Raw genomic sequence first — 26050 nt, forward strand, 5'->3', positions numbered from 1 at the left:
ACACAGTCGACCGAGTGGGTTAGGAACAAGGGAGTGGCGACATGCCGAAGAAGCTGCTGATCTGGTCGCTCATCGCCTTTGCCGGCTTCTATCTGTTCACTCAGCCGGCGAACGCCGCGAACGCCGTCGGAGGCGCGTTCTCGGCGGTCGGCGACGCGTTCGGAAGTGTGATCACCTTCTTGACCGCGCTGTTCAGCTGATCTGCCGCCGGGTGTCCCGTCGCGAGGCATCGTGCGGGACACTTGGACGTACGGGGTCACAACAGGCGTGACAGGGGAGTGAGTGGATGGCCGGCATTGGCCTGTTCCGGATCTTCGACCCGAAGGTCCGGCGGCATTTGATCTCGGACGAGGGCGAAGTCGTCATCGACGAGGTGCGGCACCACTGGATCGTGTTCGCGGTGCCGATGCTGGAGATCCTGCTCGCCACCGTGCTGCTGGTCGTGATGGTGCTGACCAAGCTCGGGGCGAACGTGGACCTGGTGCTGCTGGTGCTGGTCTTCGTACTGCTCGCGCATGCGTTCTGGAAGTTCCTGACCGAGCACCGGGACCGGTTCGTGGTCACCAACATGCGGGTGATGCGGATCCGCGGCGTGTTCTCGCAGACCGTCGCGACCACCCCGATCGCGCGGATTCTTGACATCACGCTGGCCCGGCCGTGGCTGGGCCGGATTCTCGGCTACGGCCACTTCATCTTCGAGTCCGCCGCTCAGGACCAGGGTTTCCGGGAGATCAAGTTCGTCAGCCGGGCCTCCGACCGGGACCTGACCATCCAGCGCGTCATCCAGCGCACCGGGCTGCGGGCGTCCGCGAGCGTCGACGTGGTCCAGGGCGACGAGGACACCGACGACGACGGCACCGGCCCGATCGGCATGGACTCGACGCAGGAAGTGACCATCTCCACCCCCGCGCCGTCCTCTGCCCCCGGCGCCCACCAGTCCCGTCCCGCCGCCTCCAAGTCGATCTTCAACAGCGACCGCGGCAACTGGACCGACGACTGACCGAACGCGCTGACCGAGGTTGCCCCCTCAGTCACCGGGTTGCCCCCTGAAAATACGACGGGGCAACCCCGCGCTTGAGGGGATGCCCCCTCAGCTGGAGGGTTCGGCCGGCGCGCCGGGCGGACGGGGGTGGGTTGGGGGGTGGGTGATGGATAGGTGTTGGAAGTGGGATTGGCGGTGTTCTCGGTGGGGGCGTTCGGGGTGGTTGAGGGGGGACGTGGCCAGGGCTTTGGTTAGTTCTGTGACGGCTTCGGGGTAGCGGGATTGGCGAGCGAGTAGTTCGGCGCGGATTGCGTGCCAGCGGGAGTTCTTGGGGATCTCGGTCAGCAGGTCTAGGGCTGTGGTGACCTGGCCGGTTTCGGCGATGGCTACGACTCGGGCCAGTTCGGCGGCGGGGTTGGGGGAGACCTCCAGCAGCAGGTCGTACAGCCGGACGATCTCGCGCCAGTCGGTCGCCGGGTAGCTCGGGACGCGGGCGTGTTCGGCGGCGATCGCGGCCTGCAGCTGGTACGCGTCGGCCTGCCGATCAGACCGTTCCAGCGAGTCGTTGAGCAGCGCCACGCCACGGGCGATCAGCTCCTGATCCCACCGCGAACGGTCCTGCCGATCGAGCGTCACCACCGCACCCGCCGCGTCGACCCGGGCCGGCCGCCGCGCCTCGGTCAGCAGCAGCAGTGCGAGCACCGCGGTCGGCGTCGCCTGATCAGGCAGCAGCGTATGCAGAAGCTCAGCTAGCCGAATCGCCTCAGTACAAAGATCGAGGTCGTACGCCGCGGAGCCCTCCGCCGGCGCATGCCCCGCCGTGTACAGACTGTGGATCACCGCGCACACCGCCGGCAGCCGATCGGGCAACTCAGGCTCGGCGGGCACCCGGTACGGGATCCGTGCGGCCGCGATCTTCTGCCGGGCACGCACCAGTCGTTTGGTGGTGGCGACCTCGGTACTCAGCAGAACGCCGGCGATCTGCGCCGGCGAGAGCCCACACAGCGTACGAAGCGCCAGCGCGACCCGGGTCGGCGGTGACAGTGACGGATGGCAGCAGGTGAAGATCAGCCGGAGCAGGTCGTCCTGCACCACTTCCTCGGGCTCGACGACGCGCTCGAGGATGGCGTCCTGGTCGAGCTCCCGGCGGTTGAGTTCGAGCAGCTCGGAGCCGTCCCGTTCCTTGTCGGTACGGCGCTGCTCGCGGCGGATGATGTCGATCGCCTTCCGGCGGGCCGTGACGGTCAGCCAGGCGCGCGGCTCCGGCGGTACGCCGGTGACCGGCCAGGCGCCGAGCGCCGCCAGCGCGGCTTCCTGGACGGCGTCCTCGGCGAGCTGGACGTCGCCGACGGTCCGGATCAGGGTGGCGAGAATCCGCGTTCCCTCGATCCGGATCGTCTCGGCGATCACGTCGTAGCGCTGATCCACCGGTCCGCTACTCCATCGACCTCGTCCGCCCGCTACTTGGCCAGAATCACTGGGCGCACCTCGACGGCACCGCCCCAGGCCGCCGGGATCTCGGCCGCGATCTTCACCGCTGCCTCCAGGTCATCGGCCTCGATCAGGTAGTAGCCGGTCAGCGCTTCCTTGGTCTCGGCGTACGGGCCGTCGGTGGTCACCACCGGCCCGCCGCGGGCGCCCTCCACCCGGACGACGGTCGCCGTCGCGGTCGGGTGCAGGACGGCGCTCGCCTTGACCTGTTCGGCGTACTCCACGCCGAACCGCCGGTACTCGGCGAGCTCGTCGGCCTGCTCGGGCGCCCACCAGTCGACGTCGGCGGTGTAGGTCAGTGCAAGGTACTGCGCCATCGGAATCCTCCTTCGCGATGAAACCACTGTGGTCTCTCGGGAAAGGAACGAACAGCCGGACGCGCGGAGGACATCGTCACTGGGTCGCCTCCGAAACCCGGCCACGGAAGGCGCGGAGGACGTCGAGGTCGCCGCTTGCTTGAACCACTTCGTCCCCGGCCCGCCCCCACAACCAGAGATAAACCTGCGCAGGCTCCCCAAAAACCACCACCGCGGCATCACCGGCAACCACCGGATCGCCGGTTGTGGATGGATGGTGGGGAGACGCGGCATCGCCGGTAGTGGGTGGTTGGTGGGTTGGTGCGGCATCACCGGTCGGGGATGGGTGGTGGGGAGGGGCTGAGGTGGGTGGGGTTAGCTGGCTGGGGGTGTCTTGTTGCACGGTGATGGTGGTTGCGGTGGCTTGGAGGGTCCAGGCGTGGGTGGGGGTGGTGATGCGGACAGTGGCGTCGACCGGGAACTTGGTGTCGCCTTCTTCCCACCATGGGCCGGCGACGGTGGGGTAGAGCACCTCGTCGATCCCGTCCAGGGCCAGCTCCGGGTCGATCGGGGTGACCGCGTCGTGTGCCTGCTCGACGTCGATCCGATGGATCACCGTCTCGTGTGCCATCCGCCGGTACCAGAACCCCGACGTACTGTCGCGCGGGCTGAACGTCCAGGTCGGCAGCTCCGTACCGGCCTGTTCGAGCGCGGCGACGATCGCGGCGCGGGTCTCGTCGTACCACTCCATGGTCTTCAGGCCGGAGAAGTCCAGCGGCCACGGATCCGGGAGCGCGCCGTGTTTCAGCACCTCGATCTTGTGTACGTAAACCTGCGCCACGTGCCGGACCGCGTCGTCGACCGTCCACCCCGGACAGCTGGGCACCGGCGCGTCCAGCCCGCGCCGCGCCACCGCGCCCAGCCGCGCGCTGTCGGCGCGAACATGCTCCAGATAATCCATCTCCGCACCCTCGCAGAGCCCACCGACAGTTTCTCCCGCCCGGCGGATGGCGCAACGGCTAATGTTCCGCACATGGTGAGGAAGAGGGCGTTGCCGTTCGATCCGATCGACGAGGCGTCGCGGCAGTGGGGGCGGCGGTGGGGCGCGGTCGAGCAGATGCGGGCCGTGACGTCGCTGATGCGCGCGCAGCAGATCGTGATCAACGAACTGGACGACATCCTCCGCAAGCACGGGCTGACCTTCGCGCGGTTCGAGGCGCTGGTACTGCTCACGTTCTCCCGGCGCGGGTCGTTGCCGCTGGGGAAGATGGGCGAGCGGCTGCAGGTACATCCCACGTCCGTGACGTCGATCGTCCGCCGGCTGGAGGCGGCCGGCCTGGTCACTCGTACGCCGCACCCGGACGACGGCCGCGCCATTCTCTGCGAGATCACCCCGGACGGCCGCGAGCTGGTCGAGCGCGCCACCGCCGACCTGGTCGCCGCCGACTTCGCCCTCCGCGGCCTCAGCGACGACCAGCTGGCCATGCTCTGGTCGGTCCTGGAACCCCTCCGGCACAACGCCGGCGACTTCACCTGACCCACCCACGACCCCGTTCCCGGCCGGGTTCGGGTGTTACGCGCGTGCTAAAAGTTCATTTCCTACTGAAACTTCCCAAGTTTCGCTATTGACCTGCATCGGGCCAGCCCTCAAGATCGGGGATCAAAGCCGGCCCGCCCCCTGCTGGGCCGGGATTCAGTTGGAGGACCTCATGAAGCGTGCCGCGGCCGTTCTCCTCGCCGGTGCCCTCGCTCTGACCGGCTGTTCCGGTGGTGGTTCCGGGTCGTCGGACGCCGGCGGGACGAAGTCGGTCTCGTTCGCCGTGTCCGATCCGGTGACCCTCAACCCGGGCCGCCAGACGGTGGCGTTCACGCAGGTCAAGGAGCTGTTCGCGAGCCTGACGTTCGTGAAGGCCGACGGGTCCGTGACCTACCTGAACGCCGAGTCGGTGAAGTCGTCCGACGCCGTGCACTGGACCGTGAAGCTGCGCCCGGGCTGGACCTTCCACAACGGCGAGAAGGTGACCGCCGAGAGCTACGTGCGGGCGTGGAACACGGTCGCGTACGGCCCGAACGCCTGGGAGAACAGCGGTCAGCTGGTGAACATCGCCGGGTACGACGCGCTGAACCCGGCGAAGGGCAAGCCGGCCACCACGCAAATGTCCGGCCTGAAGGTGGTCGACGACCTGACCTTCACGGTGACGCTGAAGAGCCCGGACGGTCAGTTCCCGGTGCAGTTGTCGCAGGCGCAGTCCGGGTTCTTCGCGCTGCCCGAGGTGGCGTACAAGGACTTCGACGCGTTCGCGAAGCAGCCGGTCGGCAACGGCCCGTTCGAGATGGTCGGCAGTTACACCGAGAACGAGCCGATGACGGTCAAGCGGTTCGGCGCGTACCAGGGCCCGAAGCCGACCGTCGACGAGATCGTGTTCAAGCCGTACACCGACATGACGACCGCGTACACCGACGTCCAGGCGGGAAACACCGACATCCTGTTTGTACCGGCGGCCCGGATGGCGCAGGTGAAGAAGGACTTCGGCGACCGGGCGTACGTGTTCCAGGGCCTCGGGATGAACTATCTCGGGCTGCCGCTGTGGGACAAGCGCTACCAGGACGTACGGGTTCGGCAGGCGATCTCGATGGCGATCGACCGGCAGGCCGTCAGCAACGTGATCTACGGCGGCATCTGGGAGCCGGCCACCGCGCTGACCCCGCCGGGTGAGCCGGGTACGCCGAAGGGGCTGTGCGGCGAGCTCTGCACGTTCAACCCGGCGAAGGCGAAGCAGTTGCTGGCCGAGGCCGGTGGGTTCGATGGCAAGATGGAGATCCGGTACCCGGGTGGTTCCGGCCTGGACGATCTCTACAACGCGTACGCGAACCAGCTTCGGCAGAATCTCGGCATCAAGGACGTGACCGCGACGCCGACCACCGACTTCCCCGAGTTCCAGAAGCTGCGCAACGAGCGGAAGCTGAGCGGCCCGTACTTCTCCCGCTGGGGCGCCCTGTACGCGAGCCAGCAGAACACGCTGCGCTCCTTCTACACGAAGTCCGGCGGCTGCGTGAACTGCATCCCGCACTACACCCCGCAGATCGACCAGCTGCTGGCGAAGGCGGACGGCCAGGTCGACCCGCAGAAGGCGATCGAGGGGTACGTCGACGTGCAGAAGGCGATCATGAAGGACTTCCCGGCGCCGCCGATGTTCTTCGAGAAGTACACGTACGCGACCTCGGACCGGGTCGCCAAGCTGGTCGAGGGCGCCGGCGCCTTCGAACTCGAGAACACCGTCATGGCGGACAACTGATGCCTGCTGTTCCCAATGTTCCCGCCGGTGCCCCGCTCCAGGTCATCCTGGAGCGGGCGCACCGCGTCCCGGACCTCGACCACTTCCCGGGCGTCGACGAGATCAACACCCGCCTCGACGCGCTCGCCGCGAAACACCCCGACCTGGTCACCAGGCGACGGATCGGTACGTCCCGGCTGGGCGACCCGATCACGATGTACTCGATCGGCGACGGCCCCGACCAGGCGCTGATGTACGCCGGGGTGCACCCGAACGAGCCGATCGGTTTCTGGACCGCGATCCATCTCGCGGAGGAGCTCTGCGCCGACCCGGACCTGCGTGCGTCCTGCCGGTGGAACATCATCGGCTGTATCGACCCGGACGGCACCCGCCTGAACGAAGGCTGGTTCGACGGCCCGTTCAACCGGGTGCACTACAGCGCGCACTTCCACCGCCCGGCGCCCGCGGAGCAGGTCGAGTGGTCGTTCCCGTTCCAGTACAAGGACGCGTACTTCGACCGCGTGATGCCGGAGACGCTCGCCCTGATGCGGGTGATCGACGAGCTGAAGCCGGTGGTCGCGGTCTCGCTGCACAACACCGAGCTCGGCGGCGTGTACTACTACGTCACCGCCGAGCTCGACGGCTTCGTCGAGGAACTACACGCGATCGCCGCGTCGTTCGGGCTGCCGCTCGACTTGGGCGAGGCGGAGACCCCGGCCGTACGGCAGCTCGGTCCGGCCGTCTTCGAGATGATCTCGGCCCAGGCGAACTACGACTACGCCGAGAAGCTCGGCGTGCCGACCCCGGATCAGTCCGGCGACTCGTCGGCCGCGTACGCGGGACGGCACGGCACGATCAGCCTGGTCGCCGAGTTGCCGTACTGGACGCACCCCTCGGCGGACGACCAGTCCGAGACGGACGCGTCGTACGGCAAGCTGCTGGACGATGCCGCCGATGAGCTCGACGGCAATCTCCAGGCGATGAACGAGATCTTCGAGCAGGCCCGCCCGTACCTGTCGGACGATTCCCAGCTGGTCCGCGGGATCGCCGCCTTCCTGCCGTACCTGCTCCGCCGCCCGGAGCGGGACCGGCGGCGGGCGGCCGAGGTCGACGCGAACCGGCCGGCCACCGTCGCGGAGGCGTTCGGTCTGCCCGACACGAACCGCATGTACCGGCTCCGCTTCGGCGGGATGCTGCTGCGCGCTATCGAGGGTGAGATCGCCCGCGGCAGCGCGTCGGCCGCGCTGCATCCGCCCGCCCGGCGGATGCGTGCGCTGTACAGCGATTGGCAGGACGAGGCCGCGACGCTGGACGCCCAGCTGCGCACGATCCCGATCAAGGACCTGGTCGGAGTGCAGTACGCCGCGGCGCTCGCGTTGCTGGATGCCGTCCGGAGAAGGGCGGACTGATGCTGCGCTTCACCATCCGGCGTTTGATCGAGCTCGTGCTGGTGTTCTTCGGGGTCACGTTCGCCATCTACGCGGCGGTGTTCGCGCTGCCTGGTGACCCGATCTCCAGTCTGGGCGGCGATCAGCCGCTGTCCCCGGCCGTGGTCGAACGCATCCGGGACCTGTACCACTTGAACGATCCGCTCTGGTCGCAGTACCTGCGCTATCTCGGCAATCTGGTCACCGGCGACCTCGGCGTCGACTTCCGCGGCCGCTCGGTGGCCGAGCGGCTGGCGACGCGCTGGCCGGTGACGATCCGGCTGGCGCTGACGGCGTGGGTGATCCAGGTCGTGATCGGTGTCGGCCTCGGCCTGGTCGCCGGGCTGCGGAAGAACACCTGGATCGACCGTGGCGTGCTGATCCTGACCATCCTGATCGCGTCCGTGCCGATCTTCGTGATGGCGGTGACGGCGCAGCTGGTGTTCGGCGTGAAGCTGTCGATCCTGCCGATCGCGGGCGTGAGCGACGGCTGGCCGACGTCTTACTTGCTGCCGGCAACGGTTCTGGCGATCTACGGTCTGGCCGCGGTCGCCCGGCTGACGCGGGGGAGCGTGGTCGACACGATGAGCTCCGACTTCGTCCGCGCGCTGTGGGCCAAGGGCCTGTCCCGGCGCCGGGTGATCGGCGTGCACGTACTGCGCAACTCCTCGATCCCGGTGCTGACCTATCTCGCGATCGACCTCGGCGCGCTGCTCGGCGGCGCCGTCGTGACGGAAGGCATCTTCAACCTGCCCGGCGTCGGTCAGCTGCTGTTCGAGTCGATCCGGGTACACGAGGGGCCGACCGTGGTCGGCATCGCGACAGCGCTGATCCTGATCTTCCTGCTGACGAGCGTGGTCGTCGACCTGCTCAACTCCCTCCTCGACCCGAGGATTCGCCATGACTGATCAGGTGCTCGCGCAATCCGTCGAGGACGACGTACTCGCGCGCCGCGGCGTCTGGGCAACCGTGCGCCGGCGCGTACTGTTCTGGCTGCCGCTCGGCGTACTCGCCGTCCTGGTCGTGATGGCGGTCTTCCCGCAACTGTTCACCAGCGTCGATCCACGCGCCTGCGACATCTCCGCCAGCGCGCGGTCGTCCTCGTCAGGTCATCCGTTCGGCCAGGATCTGCAGGGCTGCGACGTGTACTCGAGCGTCGTCCACGGCGCCCGCGCCTCGTTGTCCGTCGGCCTGGTGTGTACGTTGATCGCGCTCGTCATCGCCGTCCTGGTCGGCACGATCGCCGGGTACGTCGGCGGCTGGGCCGATTCCGTACTGGCCCGGTTGACCGACGTCTTCCTCGGCTTCCCGTTCCTGCTGGGCGCGATCGTCGTACTGAACAGTCTCGGCGAACGTTCGGTGCTGTCGGTGTCGCTCGTACTCGCAGTGTTCTCCTGGCCGGCGCTCGCCCGGATGGTGCGTACGACGGTCCGCTCGACCCGGGACGCGGAGTACGTGCAGGCCGCGAAGGCGATGGGCTTCCCGACCACGCGCATCCTCACGCACTACGTCCTGCCGAACTCGATCGGCCCGGTTCTGGCCGTCGCGACGTTGACCGTCGGCGGCGTGATCGTGGCCGAGTCGACGCTGACCTTCCTCGGCCTCGGCCTGCGGGCGCCGTCGATCTCCTGGGGCCTGCAGCTCGCCACCGCGCAGTCACGCTTCCAGCAAGCGCCGCACACTTTGATCTACCCCGGTGCTTTCCTCGCCGCGACCGTACTGAGCCTGATCACCCTCGGCGACGTACTCCGTGACGCGGTGAACCCGAAGGGACGCTCCTGAATGACCACCCACGTCAGCCCCTACAGAACGGATGCCGTCATGTCTCCCGCTACCCGCCCCGCCGCCCCGGCCGGGTTCGACGTCAGCATCGCCCTGGAAGCCGTTCCGGCGATCGAGCGCTGGCTGGAGTACCAGCGCCGCTATCTGCGTACGCCCGGGGTGCAGGTGGCGATCCGGGTGGGCGAGGAGCTGGTCTGGTCGGCCGCGCTCGGGTACAGCGACGAGGTGGCCGGCACACCGCTGCGTACTGATCACCTGTTCCGGATCGCCTCGCACAGCAAGACGTTCACCGCGACCGCGATCCTGCAGCTGGTCGAGCAGGGCAAGGTGCGGCTGGACGATCCCGTCGACCAGTACGTGCCTGAGCTCGCCGGGACCACGCTGGCCGCGATCACGGTGCGGGAGCTGCTCGGTCACCAGGGTGGCGTGATCCGCGATGGCGTGGACAAGGACTACTGGCAGTTGATGGACCCGTTCCCGGACCGGGACGCGTTGATCGAGTTGTGCCAGTCGGACGGTCAGGTGTTCGAGCGCAACGAGTACTTCAAGTACACGAACATCGGGTACTCGCTGCTCGGCCTGGTGATCGAGTCCGCGAGTGGATCGTCGTACGGCGAGTACGTCGGAACGCACATCGTGGACCGGTTGGGTCTGAAGAAGACCGGTGCGGAACTGGATGTACGCCGAGCCGACGAGTACGCGGGCGGTCACACCGGACTGCTGGACGGGAGCGACGTACGCGAGCTGATCCCGCACGTCGACACGCGCGCGATGGCCGCCGCGACCGGGTTCTACTCGACCGCGGAGGACCTGACCGTGTACGGCGCCGCGCACTTCTTCGGTGACGACCAACTGGTCAGCGACGTGAGCAAGCGGCTGATGCAGCGCGACGAAAGCGTGGTCGTCACGCACGGCCGCGAGGCGGGCCGGTACGGGCTGGGCATGATCATCTCGAAGGTCGGCGAGCGGCGGCTGGTCGGTCACAGCGGTGGGTACCCGGGCCACATCACCCGGACGTTCATCGACCCGGTCGATCAGTTGGTGGTGTCGGTACTGACCAACTGCGTCGGTGGCCCGGCCGAGTCGCTGGCGACCGGTGTGGTGAAGCTGCTCAACCTGGCCGCGGACGCGCCGGCCGGGACGCAGGTGCCGAGTGACATCGATGCTCAGCGGTTCTGCGGTAACTTCGCGAACCTGATGGGTGTGTTGAGCATTTCGCTGCTCGGCGGGCGGCTGGTCGCGTACTTCCCGGCGGCGCCGGACCCGGCCGACAGCTACGAAGAGCTGCAGGTGATCGACGAGAACACGCTGGCGATCGTGCCGGCCGCCGGGTACGGGTCGATCGGCGAGAAGGTCGAGTACACCTGGGACGCGGACGGCCAGCCGTCCCTGGTCCGCTACGGCGGCAGCTCCCGCTGGCCGGTCGAAACCTTCCGGGCCCGCCGCACCCAGCAGATCACGGACGCAGCCCTGGAGCGCCCCTGATGCCGGAAGAAAACACGATCGATGACGATGCGTGGGAGGACGACCCGCGGCGGGTCGAGTTCGTCGAGCAGTTCGCGCTGATCCGGGAGCTGGCCGGGTCGGCGCGAATGGAGGGCCGGGTGCTGGGCTATCTGATGGTGTGCAACCGGCCGTACGTGTCGTCGGCCGAGCTGGCCCGGGCACTGTCCGCGAGCGCCGGGTCGATCTCCAGCACGACCCGGCGGCTGATCGACCTCGGCTTCATCGCGCGGCACGCCGTACCCGGCGACCGCAACCACTACTTCAAGGTCGACGACGACGTCTGGGGCAGTTTCCTGGCCGGCGAGCGGCGCTCGCTGAACAAACAGCAGCAGATCTTCGAGCAGATGCTCGCGGAGCTGCCGGAAGGCATGCCCGGTCCGGCCAAGCGGCTCCGGAACGCGCGCAACTACTTCGAGTGGCTGGCGTCCTACCACCGGAAGATGCTGGCCGACTGGCAGGAGTACCGCGACAAGCTCGACAAGGAGGACGGCGAGTGAGCGATGAGGTGCTGCGGTTCGAAGAGCTGACCATCGACTTCTCCGTCGGCGGCAGCACCCAGCGCGCGGTGGATCAGGTCAGCTTCGCGGTTCGCGCCGGCGAGGTGCTCGCGGTCGTGGGCGAGTCCGGCTCCGGCAAGAGTGTCACCGCCCTGGCCGCGCTCGGCCTGCTGCCGGACAACGCCCGCGCCGGTGGCCGGATCATGTTCGGCGGTACGGACGTCCTGGCGATGTCCCGCGCCGAGCTGACCGCGCTTCGCGGCCGGCGGATCGCGATGATCTTCCAGGACCCGTCCGGCGCGCTGGATCCGGTGTTCACGATCGGCGCGCAACTGGTCGAGATGATCCGTACGCATCGGCCGGAGCTGTCCCGGAGCGCGGCCCGCGAGCGCGCGGTCGAGCTGCTGAGGATGGTCGAGTTGCCCGAGGGCCGGCTGAAGTACTACCCGCATCAGCTGTCCGGCGGGCAGTGCCAGCGCGTGATGATCGCGATCGCGCTCGCCTGCGATCCGGAGCTCCTGATCGCGGACGAGCCGACCACGGCGCTCGACGTGACCGTGCAGCAGGAGGTCCTCGACGTACTGCTCGCGCTCCGGACCCGGATCTCCGGCGCGATCATGATCATCACCCACGACATGGGCGTGGTCGCGGACGTGGCCGACCGGGTCGTGGTGATGCGCAAGGGCTCCGTGGTCGAGACGGCCGAAGTGCATGAGCTGTTCGATCACCCCACCCAGGAGTACACGAAGGCGCTGCTGGACGCGGTGCCGCGCGGTGGTCTGCGGGAGTCCGCGGAGATCCCGGCCGGTCCGGACGAGGCGGCGTTGCGGATCGACGAGCTCGTGGTCGAGTACCGCGGCCGCCGGGGCCGGACGGTCCGCGCGGTCGACAACGTGAGCCTCGTACTGCGGGACGGCGAAATCACCGGTCTGGTCGGGGAGTCCGGTTCCGGCAAGTCCACGATCGGCAAGGCCGTACTCGGTCTCGCACCGATCACGTCCGGCCAGGTACACGTCGCCGGGCAGGCGCTCACCAGCGCGTCGTCGTCGGTGCTCCGGCAGACCCGGTCGCGGATCGGTGTCGTGTTCCAGAACCCGGCCGGTTCGCTGAACCCGCGAGCCACAATCGGCCAGTCCGTCGGCGAACCACTCGCGGTCCATCGGGGCGTACGCGGAACCGAGTTGCGCCGACGGGTGGAGGAACTGCTGGAGAGCGTCGAGCTTCCGCGGGCCTGGGCCGGCCGGTACCCGCACGAGCTGTCCGGCGGTCAGCGTCAGCGGGTGTCGATCGCGCGGGCGATCTCGCTCGATCCCGGATTGCTGATCGCGGACGAGCCCACGTCCGCGCTGGACGTTTCGGTGCAGGCGACCGTACTCGAGCTGCTTCGCGCGTTGCAGGACCGCCTGCACTTCGCCTGCCTGTTCATCAGCCACGACCTCGCCGTGGTTGATCAGGTGTGCGACCAGGTGGCGGTGCTCAGCGGCGGCAAGCTGGTCGAGTACGGCGATCGCGAATCGGTGTTGCGCGGTCCGCAGGACCCGTACACGATCCGTCTGCTTGCCGCCGCGCCCGTCCCCGACCCGCGTGAGCAGACCCGGCGGCGGGAGGCCCGGCTCGCTGGTTAGCCAGTCCAGGTGGAATTTAGTTGGACGTCCTAGTACTTTGGGAGCAGTCCCGAGGAGGTCTGACTGATGGATGCCGAGCAGATCGCGGCCGGCCGGAGCCGGTGGCAGCAGCGCTACGACGCGGCCCGGAAGCGGGAGGCGGACTTCAGCACGCTGTCCGGCACCGAGGTCGCCCCGGTGTACGGGCCGCCGGACGGGGTCGACGACCCGCGGATGGAGCGGATCGGCTGGCCGGGCGAGTTCCCGTTCACCCGCGGGCTGTACGCGACCGGGTACCGCGGCCGGACCTGGACGATCCGGCAGTTCGCCGGGTTCGGGAACGCCGAGCAGACCAACGAGCGGTACAAGATGATCCTGAACGGCGGTGGCGGCGGCCTGTCGGTCGCGTTCGACATGCCGACGCTGATGGGCCGCGACTCCGACGAACCGAAGTCGCTCGGCGAGGTCGGGCACTGCGGCGTCGCGATCGACTCGGCCGTCGACATGGACCGGCTGTTCAAGGACATCCCGCTGCAGGACGTCACCACCTCGATGACGATCTCCGGCCCGGCGGTGCCGGCCTTCTGCATGTACCTGGTCGCCGCCGAGCGGCAGGGCGCGGACATCTCCAAGCTGAACGGGACGCTGCAGACCGACATCTTCAAGGAGTACATCGCCCAGAAGGAGTGGCTGTTCCCGCCGGAGCCACATCTGCGCCTGATCGGCGACCTGATGGAGTACTGCGCGACCAAGATCCCCGCGTACAAGCCGCTCAGCGTCTCCGGGTACCACATCCGTGAGGCCGGATCGACGGCGGCGCAGGAGCTCGCGTACACGCTCGCCGACGGATTCGGGTACGTGGAGCTCGGGCTGTCCCGCGGCCTGGACGTGGACGTGTTCGCGCCCGGACTGTCGTTCTTCTTCGACAGCCACCTGGACTTCTTCGAGGAGATCGCCAAGTTCCGCGCGGCCCGCCGGATCTGGGCCCGCTGGCTGCGCGACGTGTACGGCGCGAAGACCGAGAAGGCGCAGTGGCTGCGGTTCCACACCCAGACCGCCGGCGTTTCACTGACCGCGCAGCAGCCGTACAACAACGTCGTACGCACCGCGGTCGAGGCGCTGGCCGCGATCCTCGGCGGGACGAACTCGCTGCACACGAACGCGCTCGACGAGACGCTCGCGCTGCCGAGCGAGGAATCGGCCGAGATCGCGCTCCGGACCCAGTCGGTACTGATGGAGGAGATCGGCGTCACCAACGTCGCCGACCCGCTCGGCGGCTCCTGGTACCTGGAGGCACTCACCGACGAGATCGAGGCGGAAGCCGAGCAGATCTTCGCGCGGATCAAGGAGATGAGCCCGGACGAGTCGATCACCGGCGGGATTCTGCGCGGAATCGAGGACGGCTGGTTCATGGCCGAGATCGCCGACGCCGCGTTCGAGTACCAGCAGAAACTGGAGAAGGGCGAGAAGAAGATCGTCGGGGTGAACACCCTCACCGACACGGTGTCCGGCGAGCTGGAGATCCTCCGGGTCTCGCACGAGGTCGAGATCGAGCAGTGCCGGGTGCTCGCGGAACGCAAGGCGCACCGCGACGAGGACCTGGTCCGGCGTACGCTGTCGGCTCTGGTGGAGGCGGCCAGCGGCACTGGCAACCTGATCGAGCCCATGCTGGAGGCAGTGCGTGCGGAGGCCACGATGGGGGAAATCTGTCACGTTCTTCGGGAACAGTGGGGCGAGTACCGGGAGCCCGCCCGCTTCTGAGGAACTCTTACCGGCGGCAGCGGGCCGGGAAGCCGGGCGGCGGGTGGTGGTCTGCGGTTCGGACCGGACGATGCTGCGGGTGGTCACCGAGCTGGTGAGCTCCGGCGAGCGGGTGACCGCGATCGTGAACCCTGCTTCCCGGCACTACGACCGGATCGGCGAGCTGGGCGCGACCGTCATGGGCGCGCGGGTGGTCAGCGAGTCGCTGCTGCGCCGCGCGGGTGTCGACGCCGACGACGACGGGACGCCGTCGACCGCGCGGGCACTCGTGCTGCTGGACAACGACGACGTCCACAACGTGCACACCGCGCTGACCGCTCGCGACATGGACCCCGACCTGCGGATCATCGTCCAGATGGTGAACCCGCGGCTGGGCAAGCAGCTGATCAGCCTGCTCGGCGACTGCGTGGTGATCAACGGTCCCTGGCTGGCCGCGCCGGCGTTCGTGTCGGACGCGCTGGAGGACGACGAGCTGACTTGGCTCGATCTCGGTGGCCGGCGGCTGGTCGTCGGCCAGGCCGATCTGATCGCCGAACCACATCTGACCGTGCTCGCGGACACCACCTCGTCGGCGACGCCCGAGTTGTTGCCGGTGACAAGCGCCGACCCGGAGGGCGACATCGTGCTCGGCACCGGCGTACGTACGCTGTGGCGGGCGCGGGACGTCCGCCCGGCTGGGTGGCTGATGGCGATGCGGGACATCTTCGACAGCCGGGTCCGCAAGATCGCCGCCGTGATGGCGTTCCTGGTCGCGGCCGGTACGGGCGTGGTGCACTTCTTCGGGAACATCGAGTGGTGGCGCGCGCTGTACCTGGCCGCCGGGGTGGTGACGTCGGCGGGGATCGACGACGACAAGTTCAACGACGCCGCGCCGTGGGTGAAGGTCAGCGCGGTACTGGTCCAGCTGACCGGGATCGTGCTGATGGCGCTGCTGACCGCGGTCGTGGTCGACTCGCTGGTGGGTGCCCGGCTCTCCCGGATCATCGGCGGCGTCCGCGGGCGGCCGCGCAATCACGTCGTCGTCTGCGGGCTCGGTACGGTCGGCGCGCGCGTACTGGAGATCCTGACCGAGCGTGGTGTCGCGGTGGTCGGGGTCGACCAGGACGAGGACGCGCCGGGCGTACAGGTCGCGCACCGGTTGAAGATCCCGGTCGTGATCGGGGACAGCAGCAACGAGGAAACGCTGCGCTCGGCCGGTGTCCAGCGGTGTCAGTCGGTGCTCGCGATCACCGACGGGGACATCACCAACCTGGAGTCGGCGATGGTGGCCGGGGACCTGAACCCGGAGGCCCGGATCACGATGCGGATGTTCGACCACGACCTGGCCCAGCGGGTCGAGCGACGGCTCGGCCTCGGCCACAGCCGGTCGGTGTCGATGCTGGTCGCGCCGGCGATCGCCGCCGCGGTCGCGAACCGGCGCAGCCAGGTGACCGTACCGGCCGGTCGGCGGGTGCTGCTGCTGACCGAGGTGACCGTCGAGGACGGCTCGGTCGCGGTCGGCCGGCGGCTCGGCGAACTGGACGAAGCCGGCGGTCTGCGGGTGCTCGCCCGGCAGGACCTGGGCGGCTCGTGGGACTGGACCCCGGCGTACGAACGGCCGCTCCGCGCGGGCGACCGGCTGGCGGTCGCCGGCACCCGCAGCGGCCTGGCCCGCCTCCTGATGACGACCCGGCCGCAACAGACCCCAGCCGCGTCGTAGAAGATGGACCCTGTGAACGTTCGTAGCACGTACGGAATGCGAGGACAGTGGTGAGCCAGTCCAACTTCTCCCGTCCCGGGGCGATCGACTTGTCGTCCCTGCGCAAGCCGGCCGGTGCACCCGCCGGCGCGGGCGCGCCAGGTGGTGCCGCGCCCGGTGACCCGGCGGCCGCCGGCGCGTACGTGCTGAACGTGTCCGAGCCGACCTTCCAGAGCGACGTGATCGAGCGTTCGCTGCAGGTCCCGGTCGTGGTCGAGTTCTGGTCGCCGCGATCGCAGGCGTCGGTCGCGCTCGGGCCGATGCTGGCCAAGCTGTCCACCGAGTACGCCGGGAAGTTCCTGCTGGCCCGGATCGACATCGACGCGAACCCGCAGCTGGCGCAGGCCGTCGGCGTGCAGACGATTCCGCTGGTGATCGCGGTGCTGCGCGGTCAGGTGGTCCCGCTGTTCCAGGGGCCGGTCGGCGAGCCGGAGGCCAGGCAGTTCCTGGACCAGCTGCTCACCGTCGCGGTCGCGAACGGCATCACCGGGCGCGCGGAGCCCGTCGGTGCGCCGGCGCCCACGGAGGAGGTCGAAGAGGACGCGCCGAACCCGCGGTACGAGAAGGCCGAGAACGCCGTCGGCGCGGGCGATCTCGACGGCGCGATCGCGGCGTACGAGGAACTGCTCAAGGAAACGCCGAACGACGCCGAGGCGAAGTCCGGGCTGGCCCGGGTGCAGCTGGTGAAGCGTACTCAGGAGGTGCCGGCGGACATCCGGACGCGGGCGGCGGACAACCCGGCCGACGTCGAGGCGCAGCTGCTGGTCGCCGACGTGGACCTGATGGGCGGGCACGTCGACGACGCGTTCGCGCGGCTGATCAGCACGGTCCAGACCACCGCGGGCGACGAGCGGAACGCGGTCCGGCTGCATCTGCTGGAGCTGTTCGAGGTCGTCGGCGCGGATGACGAGCGGGTGATCAAGGCGCGGCGGCGGTTGATGTCGGCGCTGTTCTGATCTGGTTCTGCTCCGGTTTTGGGTGGGCCCGGTTTCGGGGTGACCGGATCCGGTCACTGTGAATTGTTGTAAATGACGGTGTGGTGCTCTGAGAATTTCTAACATGAGCGCTGCTGCCGAGACCCCGCCGCCGAGTCTGGAGGCGCGAATCCACGGTCTGCTGCCGGTGCTGAGCCCGGCACAGACCCGGATCGCCGCCGAGGTACTGCGCGACCCGGCGGCGGTGGCGGGATCGACGATCGGTCAGCTCGCGGTCCGGTGCGGTACGTCGCTGCCGAGTGTCACGCGGTTCTGCATCGCGCTCGGGTTGTCCGGGTACGCCGAGCTGCGGCTGACGCTGGCGGCCGAGAGCGGCCGGAACAGTCCGGGCTGGGTACGGGGGAGCGGTGCCTCGGTGCAGCCGGACGACTCGCTGGACGACATCCTCCAGACGTTGTTGCGGGCCGATTCGCTCGCGTTGGAGGACACGGTCGCGGCGCTCGACGTACGCGAGCTGAGCCGTGCGGTGCACGCGATCTCCGACGCACGGCGGATCGATCTGTACGCGGTCGCGGGGTCGGCGTCCGTCGCGGAGGACCTGCGATTGCGGCTGCACCGGATCGGGCGCGGGGCGAGCACCTGGAACGACGTACACACCGCGCTGGCCAGCTCCGTGCTGCTCGGTGCCGGGGATGTGGCAGTCGGGATCTCGCACAGCGGCGAGACCGTCGAGGTGGTCGAACCGCTGACGCGAGCCGGGCTGCAGGGCGCGACGACTGTTGCCGTCACCAACTATCCACGCTCGCCGCTCGCGGAGATCGCTGATGTCGTACTGGTCACCGCGGCGCGGGACATCACGTTCCGTACCGGAGGACTGTCCGGCCGGCACGCCCAGCTGATCGTGCTCGACGCCCTGTACCTGGGCGTCGCCCAACGCGACTACACCCTCGCCGAACAGTCCTTCAACGCCACCGCCGACGCAGTAGCCCACCACCGAACCCGCTAGCCCTTCTCTCCACCCGCCCGAAGGAGCAAGCCATGAAAACCCCACACCAGTCCCTCAACCAGGCGGCCTCCGCCCCCGCCTCCGCCGCCGGCACCGCTGGCCAGGCGGGCGCCGCTCCCGGCGACTCCGGTCGGCCGAGTCGGCGGAGTTTGCTTGTCGGTGCGGGTGCTACCGCACTCACCGGCGCGACCGCCCTCTCCGCGGCAACTGCCGCGTCTGCCGGTGCGACCTCCGCTGTCTCCGCGGCGCCGGCTGATGTTGTCGTGCCGTCGCCCGATCAGCTGCCGCTGACTGGTGGACCTGAGTTTCCGGTGGGTTTGTTCTGGCCGCCACACCCCTACGCCAGCACCAAGGAGCGGTTCGCCGAGATCAAGGGTGCCGGGTTCGACTTCGTCATCTCCGGCAACTACGCCGGCGACGGCAACATCTTCAAGTACCAGCTCGGCCTCGCCCGCGACACCGGCCTGCAACTGCTGATCTCCGACGACATCCAGATCCGCAACATGTCCCGCTGGTTCTCGATCTCCGACACCCCCACCGACTTCCTCAGCATCACCCCGGCCGAGGCCCGCGCTCTGTACACCCGCGCCCGAAACGCCTACGGCCCGTACTCCTCCCTGGCCGGATTCAACCTCTACGACGAACCAGGCGCCGGCTGGTTCACCACTCTCGCGAAAGCGCTGGCGATCTCCCGCGAACTGGCACCCCAGCTCCTCCCGTACGTCAACCTCCTCCCGTCCGACGACCCGGCGTACTACCGCAACTTCGTCGACACCGTGAAACCGTCGCTGATCTCGTTCGACCGTTACCCCCTGCTGTCCGCGGGCCGCGAGGACGCGAACTACTTCCACAACTGGGCGATCGTCCGCGACGCCGCGCTCCGTGGTGACGTACCGGCCTGGGTGTTCATCCAGACCCTTGCCTACAACAACCATCGCGAACCGACCGCGGCCGAGTTGCGCTGGCAGATCAACGTCAGCCTCGCGTACGGCGCGAAGGGCATCCAGTACTTCACGTACTGGACGCCGGAACCGGCGCGCGGCGAAGGCTTCGGCCCGGCGCTGATCACGGTCGAGGGGCGGCGTACGTCGCGGTACTACGCCGCCCAGCAGATCAACAACGGCTGGCTGCACCCGGTCGGGCGCGAGCTGAAACCGCTGGTGTCGGAGAGCGTGGTGCACGCGAACGAGACCCCACTGCCGAACGGCGCGGTCGGGTTCACGCCGACCGATCTGGTGCCCGGGATCTCCGGAAGCCCGGTCGTGGTCGGTACGTTCCGCTCCCGCGACGCGGCCTCGGGGGACCGGTGGTTGCTGGTCGCGAACCGGTCCCACAGCGCGCCGGCGAAGGCGGTCGTCGCGGTCGATCAGCAGAAGGTGGGTTCGGTCGGCGTGTTCCAGGCTGGGCGGCAGAAGTACCTACCGCAGCGCGTCGGGCCGGTGCGCGTCTCGCTGGCTCCGGGCGCGGCGACGCTGATCAAGCTTGGGGTGAAGTAGGGCCGGTGTAGACGCCGAGCGCCCGGAACCGAAGGGCCGGGGCCGCGTACTCCTCGAGGGCGTGCGCGGTCCAGCCGATCATCCGCGCGAGCGCGAACAGGGCTTCGCCCGCGTCAGGGCGGAAGTTGTACGCGTGCGTGATCGCGGCGATGGCGAGATCGCTGTTCGGGAAGGACGTTGTCCGGTCGGCGATCGCGGTCACGGTCTCCATGATCGGGTGGTCGCCGAGCATGCCGAGCAGGACTTCGGCGCGGGGATCGCGCTGCTGGTAGATCTTGTGACCAAAGCCGGGGATGGGTTCACCGGAGCGGAGCTGGTCCGAGAGTGCCTTCAGCGGGTCCTGCCGGGCTCGCCTCAGGAACTCGTACGCAAGGGTCGGCGCGGCGCCGTGGTACTGGCCGTCCAGCGCGCCGAGGCCCGCGGAGATCACCGCGTACAGGTTGGCGCGCGCACTCGCGGCCACCCGGGCCGCGATCGTCGACACGGCCAGCCCATGATCGGCCAGCAAGATGAGCGCCGCATCCAACACCTCCGGCCGCGGCGCATCCAACACCTCCGGCCGCGGCGCATCCAACACCTCCGGCCGCGGCGCATCCAACACCTCCGGCCGCGGTGCGTCTGCGCTCGCGGCGGTGTTCGGGTGAGTGCCGGCCACGGTGTTGGGGTGGGTGGTTCGGGACGGTGGGTTGTTGGCCAGTTTGGGCCAGAGCCGGCCGCCCAGCGTCGTATTGATGGCGATCGGGCCGGGGAGCGCCGCGATCAAGTTCCCGATCAGCTGTCCCGCGGCTCCGGTCACCGAACCCGTCGACAAATCGAACCGCAACGGATCAGCCGCCCCCAGCACAGCCACTCCCACCCGCAACAAATCAGTCAACCGCCCGTCCGCCACCACCTCCATCCCACCCCGAGCCAACCCCACCCGCCCGCGATCCCCCCCAAACACCCGCACGCCACCAGCACCGTGCGCCCCCGTGGGAGCGTGCAGTCCGGGGGCACCCAGCGCCCCCGCGCTAGGCTGGGGTCCCTGCCCCATTGCGCCCGCCCCCTCAGGTGCAGCTTGGTTCGGGGGTTCGCCGGTCCAGAGGAGGTGGGCGACTTCTTCAACTGTGTTGGTGGTGGCGAGGCGTCGGGCTGGGTGGCCTCGGTAGTAGAGCTCGTCGTCCTGGAGCAGCGTGAGTTGGGACTCGATCCGTTCGACGACCCCGGCGTGCTCAACCGATCGACCTGCCAACCGCTCCACCTCGGCCGCCGCGAACAGGCTCCCGCGCCGCCCCCGGGCCCGCACGCTGGTCAGCATCCCGCGGCTGACATACGCGTACACAGTGGCCGGCTTCACTTGCAGCCGCCGCGCCACCTCCGCGGTGGTCAGGTAATTCTCGTCACCTTCACCGGCCATCGCACGCTCACCACACCCTTCATATTGACTGGATCAATATTGACAATAGTTGATTGCCTGTCAACTCTGAATCTATGTCAACCACGATCACTGTCCCGCCTGGTCTCCGCAACGTCGTCGTCACCGAGACGACCCTCGGCGACGTCCGCGGCGATGAAGGGTTCTACCACTACCGCCAGTACTCGGCGATCGAGCTCGCCAAGTCGAAGACGCTCGAAGACGTCTGGTACCTGATGTTCGAGGGCCACCTGCCGACCCCCGCCGAACGGGACCGCTTCATCGCCGAACTGGCACCGCTGCGAGTACTACCGGCGGAGGTCCGCGCGGTCCTACCCGCCATCGCAACCGCCGGCGCGACCTCCAACCCACTCGCCGGCGCCGAGTCCAACCCGGTCGCCGGCGCGGCCTTCAACCCGCTTGCTGGGCTGCGTACCGCGCTGTCGTTGCTGGCTGCGGTCCGCGGTCTCCCGCCGTTGTGGGACGCAGACCCGGCCCGCCGTAAGGCCGACGCCATGCTCGTCTGCGCGGCGACCCCGACCATCCTCGCGGCCCTCTACCGCCTCCGCGAAGGCCAAGAACCGCTGGAGCCGCGCGCCGACCTCTCCGCCGCCGCGAACTGGCTGTACCTGATCACCGGCGCCGAGCCCAGCGCCGTACACGCGACCGCGATCGAGCACTATCTGGTCTCGACCGTCGACCACGGCTTCAACGCGTCCACGTTCACCGCCCGGGTGATCGCCTCCACCGGCGCCGATGTCGTCTCGGCGGTCGCGGGCGCGATCGGCGCGTTCTCGGGTCCGCTGCACGGCGGTGCCCCGGACCGCGCGCTGGCCAGCCTTGACGAGATCGGTACGCCGGACCGGATCGACGCCTGGGTCCGCGCGAAGGTGTCGGCCGGGGATCGGATCATGGGCTTCGGCCACGCCGTGTACCGCACCGAGGATCCGCGTTCGCTGATGCTGCGTGACCTCGCCCGCGGGATCGGTGGCGAGCTGGTCGACTTCGCCACCACCGTCGAGCAGCGCATCGTCGACGTACTCGCCGAGCTCAAACCAGGCCGCAACCTGTTCGCGAACGTCGAGTTCTACGCCGGCGTGGTGATGGAGCTGTGCGGTGTCCCGAGAGCGATGTTCACCCCGACGTTCGCCGTCAGCCGCATCATCGGCTGGTCCGCGAACATCCTCGAACAAGCCACCGACCCCAAAATCATCCGCCCGATCGCCACGTACGTCGGCCCACGGCCGCCAGCTCCCATCAGCTGAAGTGGAGGGTGCCGTCGGCTACTGGGGTGTAGCGGAGGGTGAGGAGGTCTCGGGGGTAGTTCTGGCGGAGGCGCCAGGGGCCTTGGGTGCCTTGGTGGGGGAGGATGGCGGCGGCGCGGCGGATGTAGCCGGAGGTCAGGTCGACGACCGGGCGGGGTGGGGCGGTGTACTCGGCGGGGTCGATCTCGGGGACGCAGGTCCTGGTGCCGGTGGTGGTGAGGTGGTTGAGGATCCGGGTGACGTACTGCGACGTGAGGTCGGAGCGCAACGTCCAGGAGTTGTTGGTGTACCCGATGCACCAGGCGAGGTTCGGTACGCCGCTGAGCATCATGCCCTTGTACACAAAGGTGTCGTGCGGCTGGACGGAGCGCCCGTCGACCGTCAGCGCGATGTTGCCGAGCGCAACCATTCGCAGGCCGGTCGCGGTGACGACCAGGTCGGCGTCCAGCTCGCGGCCGGACCGTAGTCGCAGGCCGGTCGGGGTGAACCGGTCGATCTCGTCGGTGACCACGGACGCCGACCCGTCGCGCAGTACCTTGAACAGGTCGGCGTCCGGCACCAGGCAGATCCGCTGGTCCCACGGCTTGTACCGCGGGGTGAAATGCGGATCGACCGGGATCGAATCCGGGAGCTGCTTCGCCACGGTGCTGTTGAGCAACCACGCCGCATGCGCCGGCCACCTGCGAAACGCGCTGTAGATCGCAGTACTGGCAACAACGTTCTTGCCACGGATCACCCGATGTGCAAGCCGCTCCGGCAGCACGGCACGTAGCCGGTCCGACAGAGCATCGCGCGCCGGGCGGGACGCCACGTAGCTGGGTGACCGCTGCAGCATCGTCACCTGTGCCGCCGCACCAGCCATGGCAGGTACTAGTGTCACGGCGGTTGCTCCGCTGCCGATGACCACCACCCGCTGGCCCGTGTAGTCCAGATCGTCAGGCCAGTGCTGCGGATGCACGATCCGCCCGGTGAAGTCGCTCTGCCCTGGGAAGTCGACCACGTACCCCGAGTCGTAGTCGTAATACCCGCTGCAGACGTACAAGAACGAGCAGGTGTACGAGGCGTTGGCCGTCTCAACTGTCCACATCGCATCAGCGGAGGACCAGGACGCGCTGGCGACCCGCTGGCCGTACCGGATGTGCTTGTCGATCCCGTACACCGATGCTGTCTCGTGCAGGTAGTCCAGGATCGCCGGTCCGTCCGCGATCGCCTTCGCCGCCTTCCACGGGTGGAACGGGAAGCCCAGCGTGAACATGTCCGAGTCGGAGCGCACCCCTGGGTACCGGAACAGGTCCCAGGTACCGCCGAGCGCGTCGCGGCTCTCCAGGATCGCGTACGTACGCTCCGGGCAGCGCGTCTGCAACCGGTACGCCGCACCGATCCCGGACAGGCCCGCACCGACGATCAGTACGTCGAAATGCTCCACTCCGGCCACGTACTCAACAGTAATGAAGATTGCTCGCCTGTGTTGTCGATTCCGTGTGGCGCCGTTCGTCAGCAAGATGTTCAGAGCAGTACCCAACCGAGGGAGCGTTGACATGGCGCAGTACTTGTTCCTGCTGTACGACACGGAAGACTGGTACGACAACCTGACCGCGGAGTCTTTCGAGGCGGCAATGAAGTTGCACGGGGAGTTCTCGGCGGCGGTGGAGAAGGCCGGCGCGCGAATTCTCGGTGGGGAGGCGCTGGAGCGGACCACCACGGCCAGTACGGTCCGGCAGCGCGAGGGGGCGGAACCGATGGTCACCGACGGTCCGTTCATCGAGACCAAGGAGGCACTGGGTGGGTACTACGTCATCGACGCCCGTGACCTGGACCAGGCGCTGGAGCTGGCGAAGCTCTGCCCGTCGGCCAATGTCGAGGTGCGACCGGTGATGGACACCTCATCGGATGCCACGCCGCCGGCCTGACATGTCCTCCGACCAGCCGGGTGCGCCCGCGGACAGCTGTCCGCCGGAGCACCCGGCTGCGGCGGTAGAGGTCGCGCGGGTAGTCGAACAGGCGCACCGGGAGAGCTGGTCGACCGTACTGGCCTCGGTGGTCCGTCTGACCCGTGACCTCGACCTGGCCGAAGACTGTACGCAGGATGCGTTCGTTCAGGCGCTCCGGACCTGGCCGGATGGCATCCCGGCCAATCCGGGTGGCTGGTTGAGCACAGTGGCCCGACGGGTCGCGCTGGACCGGCTCCGGCGGGAGACGACGCTGCGGCGCAAGCTGCCACTGCTGGTAGAGGAGTCCGGCGCGGAGGAGGAGCAGCCGACCGACCTGCTCCGACTGGTGTTCACGTGCTGCCACCCGGCCCTCGCACGGGACTCGCAGGTCGCGCTGACCCTGCGCCTGATCTGTGGGCTGACCACACGGGAGGTGGCCGCGGTTCTGTTGGTCAGTGAGCCAACAGCGGCCGCGCGGATCACCAGAGCCAAGAAGAAGATCGCGGCGGCAGGCATCCCGTACCGCATCCCGGCTGACCAGGAGCTGGCGGCACGCCTGGATGCGGTGCTGACCGTCGTGCACCTGGCGTACACGGCTGGGCACGTCGCGGCCGGTACGGAGCTGACGCGAACCGATCTGACCGGTAGGGCTGTCCAGCTGGCGCGGATGCTGGTGCGGCTGATGCCACGCGAGGCGGAGCCACAGGCGCTGCTGGGGCTGTTGCTGATGACTGAGGCGCGTGGTGACGCGCGAGTGAGTGCGGACGGCGAGCTGGTTCTGCTGGCTGACCAGGACCGGTCCCGGTGGGACTCAGCACTGCTCGCGGAAGGCGTGTCGCGGGCCACGCTCGCGCTGGAGCATGGCCAGGGCCGGTTCGCGCTGCAGGCGGCAGTGGCCGGGCTACACATGACCGCACCGTCCTGGGAGAAGACGAACTGGGTCCAGGTGGTACGGATGTACGACGCGATGCTGATCAGCTGGCCGACTCCGATCGTCGCGCTGAACCGCGCAGCGGCACACAGTCTCGTACCGGGCGCCGACCTGGTCGCCGTACTCGAAGAACTGGATGCCCTCACCAAAGAGACCGCACTGACCAGCTACGCGTACCTACCAGCGACCCGCGCCGACGTACTGACCCGGCTGAGCCGCCACGCGCAGGCGGCCGAGGCGTACGAGCAGGCGATCGCACTGACCGCGAACGAGACCGAGCGGCGCTTCCTGAGCAACCGGCTGGCGGAGCTTCAGGCCCGCGGCGCCCAGAGCTGATCCGCGTCCCCGGCCTCGAGCCGGCCCCGGTACACGTCGATCTTGTGGTCGATCAGCTCCAGGCTCTCCTGAAGCTCTGCTAGCTGCGTGAGCACGTCGGACCGGTGCGACTCGAGCAGCTCCAGCCGGTCCTTCTCGTTGCCACGCCCGGCCCTCACCAGCTCGGCGTACTGGCGGATGGTCCGGATCGGCATCCCGGTCGCCCGGAACCGCGTACAGATCCGGATCCAGTCCAGGTCGAGCTGCTGGTACCGGCGGCGGCCGCCCGCGGTCCGGTCGACGGTGGTGACGACGAGCCCGGCGCGTTCGTAGTACCGCAGCGTGTGGACGCTGACGCCGGTGCGTTCGGCGGCTTCGGCGATGCTGATCCCGCGATGATTGACTTCGAGCACGCTCTA

At 68.7% G+C, this 26050-nt stretch carries 24 protein-coding genes; 18 read left to right on the plus strand and 6 right to left on the minus strand.

What is annotated here, in order from left to right; all coding sequences use genetic code 11:
* The first annotated feature begins 41 nt into the window (after nucleotides 1-41).
* Both HDA44_RS01020 and HDA44_RS01025 read left to right on the plus strand, forming a co-directional pair.
* Nucleotides 42-200: a hypothetical protein gene (locus tag HDA44_RS01020; RefSeq protein WP_166678426.1), complete on the plus strand. Its 159-nt coding sequence runs from the start codon at nucleotides 42-44 to the stop codon at nucleotides 198-200.
* An 86-nt stretch (nucleotides 201-286) separates the two neighbouring features.
* Nucleotides 287-1000 carry a PH domain-containing protein gene (locus HDA44_RS01025; RefSeq protein WP_184830515.1) on the plus strand — a complete coding sequence of 238 codons (714 nt, stop codon included), beginning with the start codon at nucleotides 287-289 and terminating at the stop codon, nucleotides 998-1000.
* A gap of 90 nt (nucleotides 1001-1090) precedes the next feature.
* Here the strand turns inward: HDA44_RS01025 and HDA44_RS01030 are convergent, their stop codons facing one another.
* The 3 genes from HDA44_RS01030 to HDA44_RS01040 all read right to left on the minus strand — a co-directional run bounded on the left by HDA44_RS01030 (nucleotide 1091) and on the right by HDA44_RS01040 (nucleotide 3730).
* A complete protein-coding gene (locus HDA44_RS01030; RefSeq protein ID WP_184830516.1) occupies nucleotides 1091-2410 on the minus strand; it encodes a sigma-70 family RNA polymerase sigma factor in 1320 nt (439 codons plus the stop codon).
* A gap of 32 nt (nucleotides 2411-2442) precedes the next feature.
* Nucleotides 2443-2790 carry a YciI family protein gene (locus tag HDA44_RS01035; RefSeq protein WP_184830517.1) on the minus strand — a complete coding sequence of 116 codons (348 nt, stop codon included), beginning with the start codon at nucleotides 2788-2790 and terminating at the stop codon, nucleotides 2443-2445.
* A 76-nt stretch (nucleotides 2791-2866) separates the two neighbouring features.
* Nucleotides 2867-3730: a maleylpyruvate isomerase family mycothiol-dependent enzyme gene (locus HDA44_RS01040; RefSeq protein WP_184830518.1), complete on the minus strand. Its 864-nt coding sequence runs from the start codon at nucleotides 3728-3730 to the stop codon at nucleotides 2867-2869.
* A 72-nt stretch (nucleotides 3731-3802) separates the two neighbouring features.
* Between HDA44_RS01040 and HDA44_RS01045 the strand changes: the two genes are divergently transcribed.
* From HDA44_RS01045 to HDA44_RS01105, 13 genes are all read left to right on the plus strand, one after another.
* Nucleotides 3803-4306, plus strand: coding sequence for a MarR family winged helix-turn-helix transcriptional regulator (locus HDA44_RS01045; RefSeq protein WP_184830519.1), 504 nt, complete (start codon nucleotides 3803-3805; stop codon nucleotides 4304-4306).
* Between the two features lie 172 nt (nucleotides 4307-4478).
* On the plus strand, nucleotides 4479-6065 hold the full coding sequence (locus HDA44_RS01050; protein ID WP_184830520.1) for a peptide ABC transporter substrate-binding protein: 1587 nt from the start codon (nucleotides 4479-4481) through the stop codon (nucleotides 6063-6065).
* A complete protein-coding gene (locus HDA44_RS01055; protein WP_184830521.1) occupies nucleotides 6065-7453 on the plus strand; it encodes a M14 family zinc carboxypeptidase in 1389 nt (462 codons plus the stop codon). The genes HDA44_RS01050 and HDA44_RS01055 overlap by 1 nt, the downstream gene beginning before the upstream one ends.
* Nucleotides 7453-8379: an ABC transporter permease gene (locus HDA44_RS01060; protein ID WP_184830522.1), complete on the plus strand. Its 927-nt coding sequence runs from the start codon at nucleotides 7453-7455 to the stop codon at nucleotides 8377-8379. The genes HDA44_RS01055 and HDA44_RS01060 overlap by 1 nt, the downstream gene beginning before the upstream one ends.
* A complete protein-coding gene (locus HDA44_RS01065) occupies nucleotides 8372-9253 on the plus strand; it encodes an ABC transporter permease (RefSeq protein ID WP_184830523.1) in 882 nt (293 codons plus the stop codon). Before HDA44_RS01060 ends, HDA44_RS01065 begins: the two co-directional genes overlap by 8 nt.
* A 39-nt stretch (nucleotides 9254-9292) precedes the next feature.
* Nucleotides 9293-10738, plus strand: a complete 1446-nt coding sequence (locus HDA44_RS01070) for a serine hydrolase domain-containing protein (protein ID WP_184830524.1) — start codon at nucleotides 9293-9295, stop codon at nucleotides 10736-10738.
* Entirely contained in the window at nucleotides 10738-11256 is a 519-nt protein-coding gene (locus HDA44_RS01075) for a GbsR/MarR family transcriptional regulator (RefSeq protein WP_184830525.1), read from the plus strand. The genes HDA44_RS01070 and HDA44_RS01075 overlap by 1 nt, the downstream gene beginning before the upstream one ends.
* Nucleotides 11253-12881, plus strand: a complete 1629-nt coding sequence (locus tag HDA44_RS01080) for a dipeptide ABC transporter ATP-binding protein (protein ID WP_184830526.1) — start codon at nucleotides 11253-11255, stop codon at nucleotides 12879-12881. Before HDA44_RS01075 ends, HDA44_RS01080 begins: the two co-directional genes overlap by 4 nt.
* A 66-nt stretch (nucleotides 12882-12947) precedes the next feature.
* Complete coding sequence (locus tag HDA44_RS01085; protein WP_184830527.1) at nucleotides 12948-14621, plus strand: coenzyme B12-dependent isobutyryl-CoA mutase large subunit; 1674 nt, start codon at nucleotides 12948-12950, stop codon at nucleotides 14619-14621.
* Nucleotides 14542-16320 carry an NAD-binding protein gene (locus tag HDA44_RS38365; RefSeq protein WP_184830528.1) on the plus strand — a complete coding sequence of 593 codons (1779 nt, stop codon included), beginning with the start codon at nucleotides 14542-14544 and terminating at the stop codon, nucleotides 16318-16320. The genes HDA44_RS01085 and HDA44_RS38365 overlap by 80 nt, the downstream gene beginning before the upstream one ends.
* Nucleotides 16321-16370: 50 nt before the next feature.
* On the plus strand, nucleotides 16371-17315 hold the full coding sequence (locus HDA44_RS01095) for a tetratricopeptide repeat protein (RefSeq protein WP_184830529.1): 945 nt from the start codon (nucleotides 16371-16373) through the stop codon (nucleotides 17313-17315).
* A 103-nt stretch (nucleotides 17316-17418) separates the two neighbouring features.
* A complete protein-coding gene (locus HDA44_RS01100) occupies nucleotides 17419-18300 on the plus strand; it encodes a MurR/RpiR family transcriptional regulator (RefSeq protein WP_184830530.1) in 882 nt (293 codons plus the stop codon).
* A gap of 32 nt (nucleotides 18301-18332) precedes the next feature.
* On the plus strand, nucleotides 18333-19796 hold the full coding sequence (locus tag HDA44_RS01105) for a hypothetical protein (RefSeq protein WP_238352326.1): 1464 nt from the start codon (nucleotides 18333-18335) through the stop codon (nucleotides 19794-19796).
* On the opposite strand, the gene HDA44_RS01110 is transcribed toward HDA44_RS01105, so the two are convergent.
* Nucleotides 19777-21192, minus strand: a complete 1416-nt coding sequence (locus tag HDA44_RS01110) for a citrate/2-methylcitrate synthase (protein WP_184830531.1) — start codon at nucleotides 21190-21192, stop codon at nucleotides 19777-19779. The two genes, HDA44_RS01105 and HDA44_RS01110, sit on opposite strands and share 20 nt — an antisense overlap.
* Before the next feature lie 74 nt (nucleotides 21193-21266).
* Here HDA44_RS01110 and HDA44_RS01115 point away from each other — a divergent pair, with 74 nt between their 5' ends.
* Entirely contained in the window at nucleotides 21267-22454 is a 1188-nt protein-coding gene (locus HDA44_RS01115; RefSeq protein ID WP_184830532.1) for a citrate/2-methylcitrate synthase, read from the plus strand.
* Here HDA44_RS01115 and HDA44_RS01120 read toward each other — a convergent pair.
* The gene (locus HDA44_RS01120) at nucleotides 22447-23889 is read right to left on the minus strand and encodes a flavin-containing monooxygenase (RefSeq protein WP_337905575.1); all 1443 of its coding nucleotides are present in this window, start codon (nucleotides 23887-23889) and stop codon (nucleotides 22447-22449) included. The genes HDA44_RS01115 and HDA44_RS01120 overlap by 8 nt on opposite strands.
* A 103-nt stretch (nucleotides 23890-23992) precedes the next feature.
* Here HDA44_RS01120 and HDA44_RS01125 point away from each other — a divergent pair, with 103 nt between their 5' ends.
* Both HDA44_RS01125 and HDA44_RS01130 read left to right on the plus strand, forming a co-directional pair.
* Entirely contained in the window at nucleotides 23993-24364 is a 372-nt protein-coding gene (locus HDA44_RS01125) for a YciI family protein (RefSeq protein WP_184830534.1), read from the plus strand.
* Nucleotides 24345-25652: an RNA polymerase sigma factor gene (locus HDA44_RS01130; protein WP_238352327.1), complete on the plus strand. Its 1308-nt coding sequence runs from the start codon at nucleotides 24345-24347 to the stop codon at nucleotides 25650-25652. The genes HDA44_RS01125 and HDA44_RS01130 overlap by 20 nt, the downstream gene beginning before the upstream one ends.
* On the opposite strand, the gene HDA44_RS01135 is transcribed toward HDA44_RS01130, so the two are convergent.
* Nucleotides 25628-26044 (minus strand): MerR family transcriptional regulator, encoded by a 417-nt coding sequence (locus HDA44_RS01135; RefSeq protein ID WP_184830535.1) that lies wholly within the window; start codon nucleotides 26042-26044, stop codon nucleotides 25628-25630. The genes HDA44_RS01130 and HDA44_RS01135 overlap by 25 nt on opposite strands.
* Nucleotides 26045-26050: the final 6 nt, after the last annotated feature.

The organism is Kribbella solani (assembly GCF_014205295.1).
Taxonomy (GTDB): domain Bacteria; phylum Actinomycetota; class Actinomycetes; order Propionibacteriales; family Kribbellaceae; genus Kribbella; species Kribbella solani.

Coding starts and splice junctions, on each gene's coding strand:
- HDA44_RS01025 (WP_184830515.1), top strand. CDS start 287: ATGGCCGGCATTGGCCTGTTCCGGATCTTCGACCCGAAGGTCCGGCGG.
- HDA44_RS01105 (WP_238352326.1), top strand. CDS start 18,333: ATGAAAACCCCACACCAGTCCCTCAACCAGGCGGCCTCCGCCCCCGCC.
- HDA44_RS01100 (WP_184830530.1), top strand. CDS start 17,419: ATGAGCGCTGCTGCCGAGACCCCGCCGCCGAGTCTGGAGGCGCGAATC.
- HDA44_RS01065 (WP_184830523.1), top strand. CDS start 8,372: ATGACTGATCAGGTGCTCGCGCAATCCGTCGAGGACGACGTACTCGCG.
- HDA44_RS01045 (WP_184830519.1), top strand. CDS start 3,803: ATGGTGAGGAAGAGGGCGTTGCCGTTCGATCCGATCGACGAGGCGTCG.
- HDA44_RS01050 (WP_184830520.1), top strand. CDS start 4,479: ATGAAGCGTGCCGCGGCCGTTCTCCTCGCCGGTGCCCTCGCTCTGACC.
- HDA44_RS01055 (WP_184830521.1), top strand. CDS start 6,065: ATGCCTGCTGTTCCCAATGTTCCCGCCGGTGCCCCGCTCCAGGTCATC.
- HDA44_RS01020 (WP_166678426.1), top strand. CDS start 42: ATGCCGAAGAAGCTGCTGATCTGGTCGCTCATCGCCTTTGCCGGCTTC.
- HDA44_RS01115 (WP_184830532.1), top strand. CDS start 21,267: ATGTCAACCACGATCACTGTCCCGCCTGGTCTCCGCAACGTCGTCGTC.
- HDA44_RS01130 (WP_238352327.1), top strand. CDS start 24,345: ATGCCACGCCGCCGGCCTGACATGTCCTCCGACCAGCCGGGTGCGCCC.
- HDA44_RS01075 (WP_184830525.1), top strand. CDS start 10,738: ATGCCGGAAGAAAACACGATCGATGACGATGCGTGGGAGGACGACCCG.
- HDA44_RS01070 (WP_184830524.1), top strand. CDS start 9,293: ATGTCTCCCGCTACCCGCCCCGCCGCCCCGGCCGGGTTCGACGTCAGC.
- HDA44_RS01040 (WP_184830518.1), bottom strand. CDS start 3,730: ATGGATTATCTGGAGCATGTTCGCGCCGACAGCGCGCGGCTGGGCGCG.
- HDA44_RS01125 (WP_184830534.1), top strand. CDS start 23,993: ATGGCGCAGTACTTGTTCCTGCTGTACGACACGGAAGACTGGTACGAC.
- HDA44_RS01060 (WP_184830522.1), top strand. CDS start 7,453: ATGCTGCGCTTCACCATCCGGCGTTTGATCGAGCTCGTGCTGGTGTTC.
- HDA44_RS01085 (WP_184830527.1), top strand. CDS start 12,948: ATGGATGCCGAGCAGATCGCGGCCGGCCGGAGCCGGTGGCAGCAGCGC.
- HDA44_RS01035 (WP_184830517.1), bottom strand. CDS start 2,790: ATGGCGCAGTACCTTGCACTGACCTACACCGCCGACGTCGACTGGTGG.
- HDA44_RS01110 (WP_184830531.1), bottom strand. CDS start 21,192: ATGGCCGGTGAAGGTGACGAGAATTACCTGACCACCGCGGAGGTGGCG.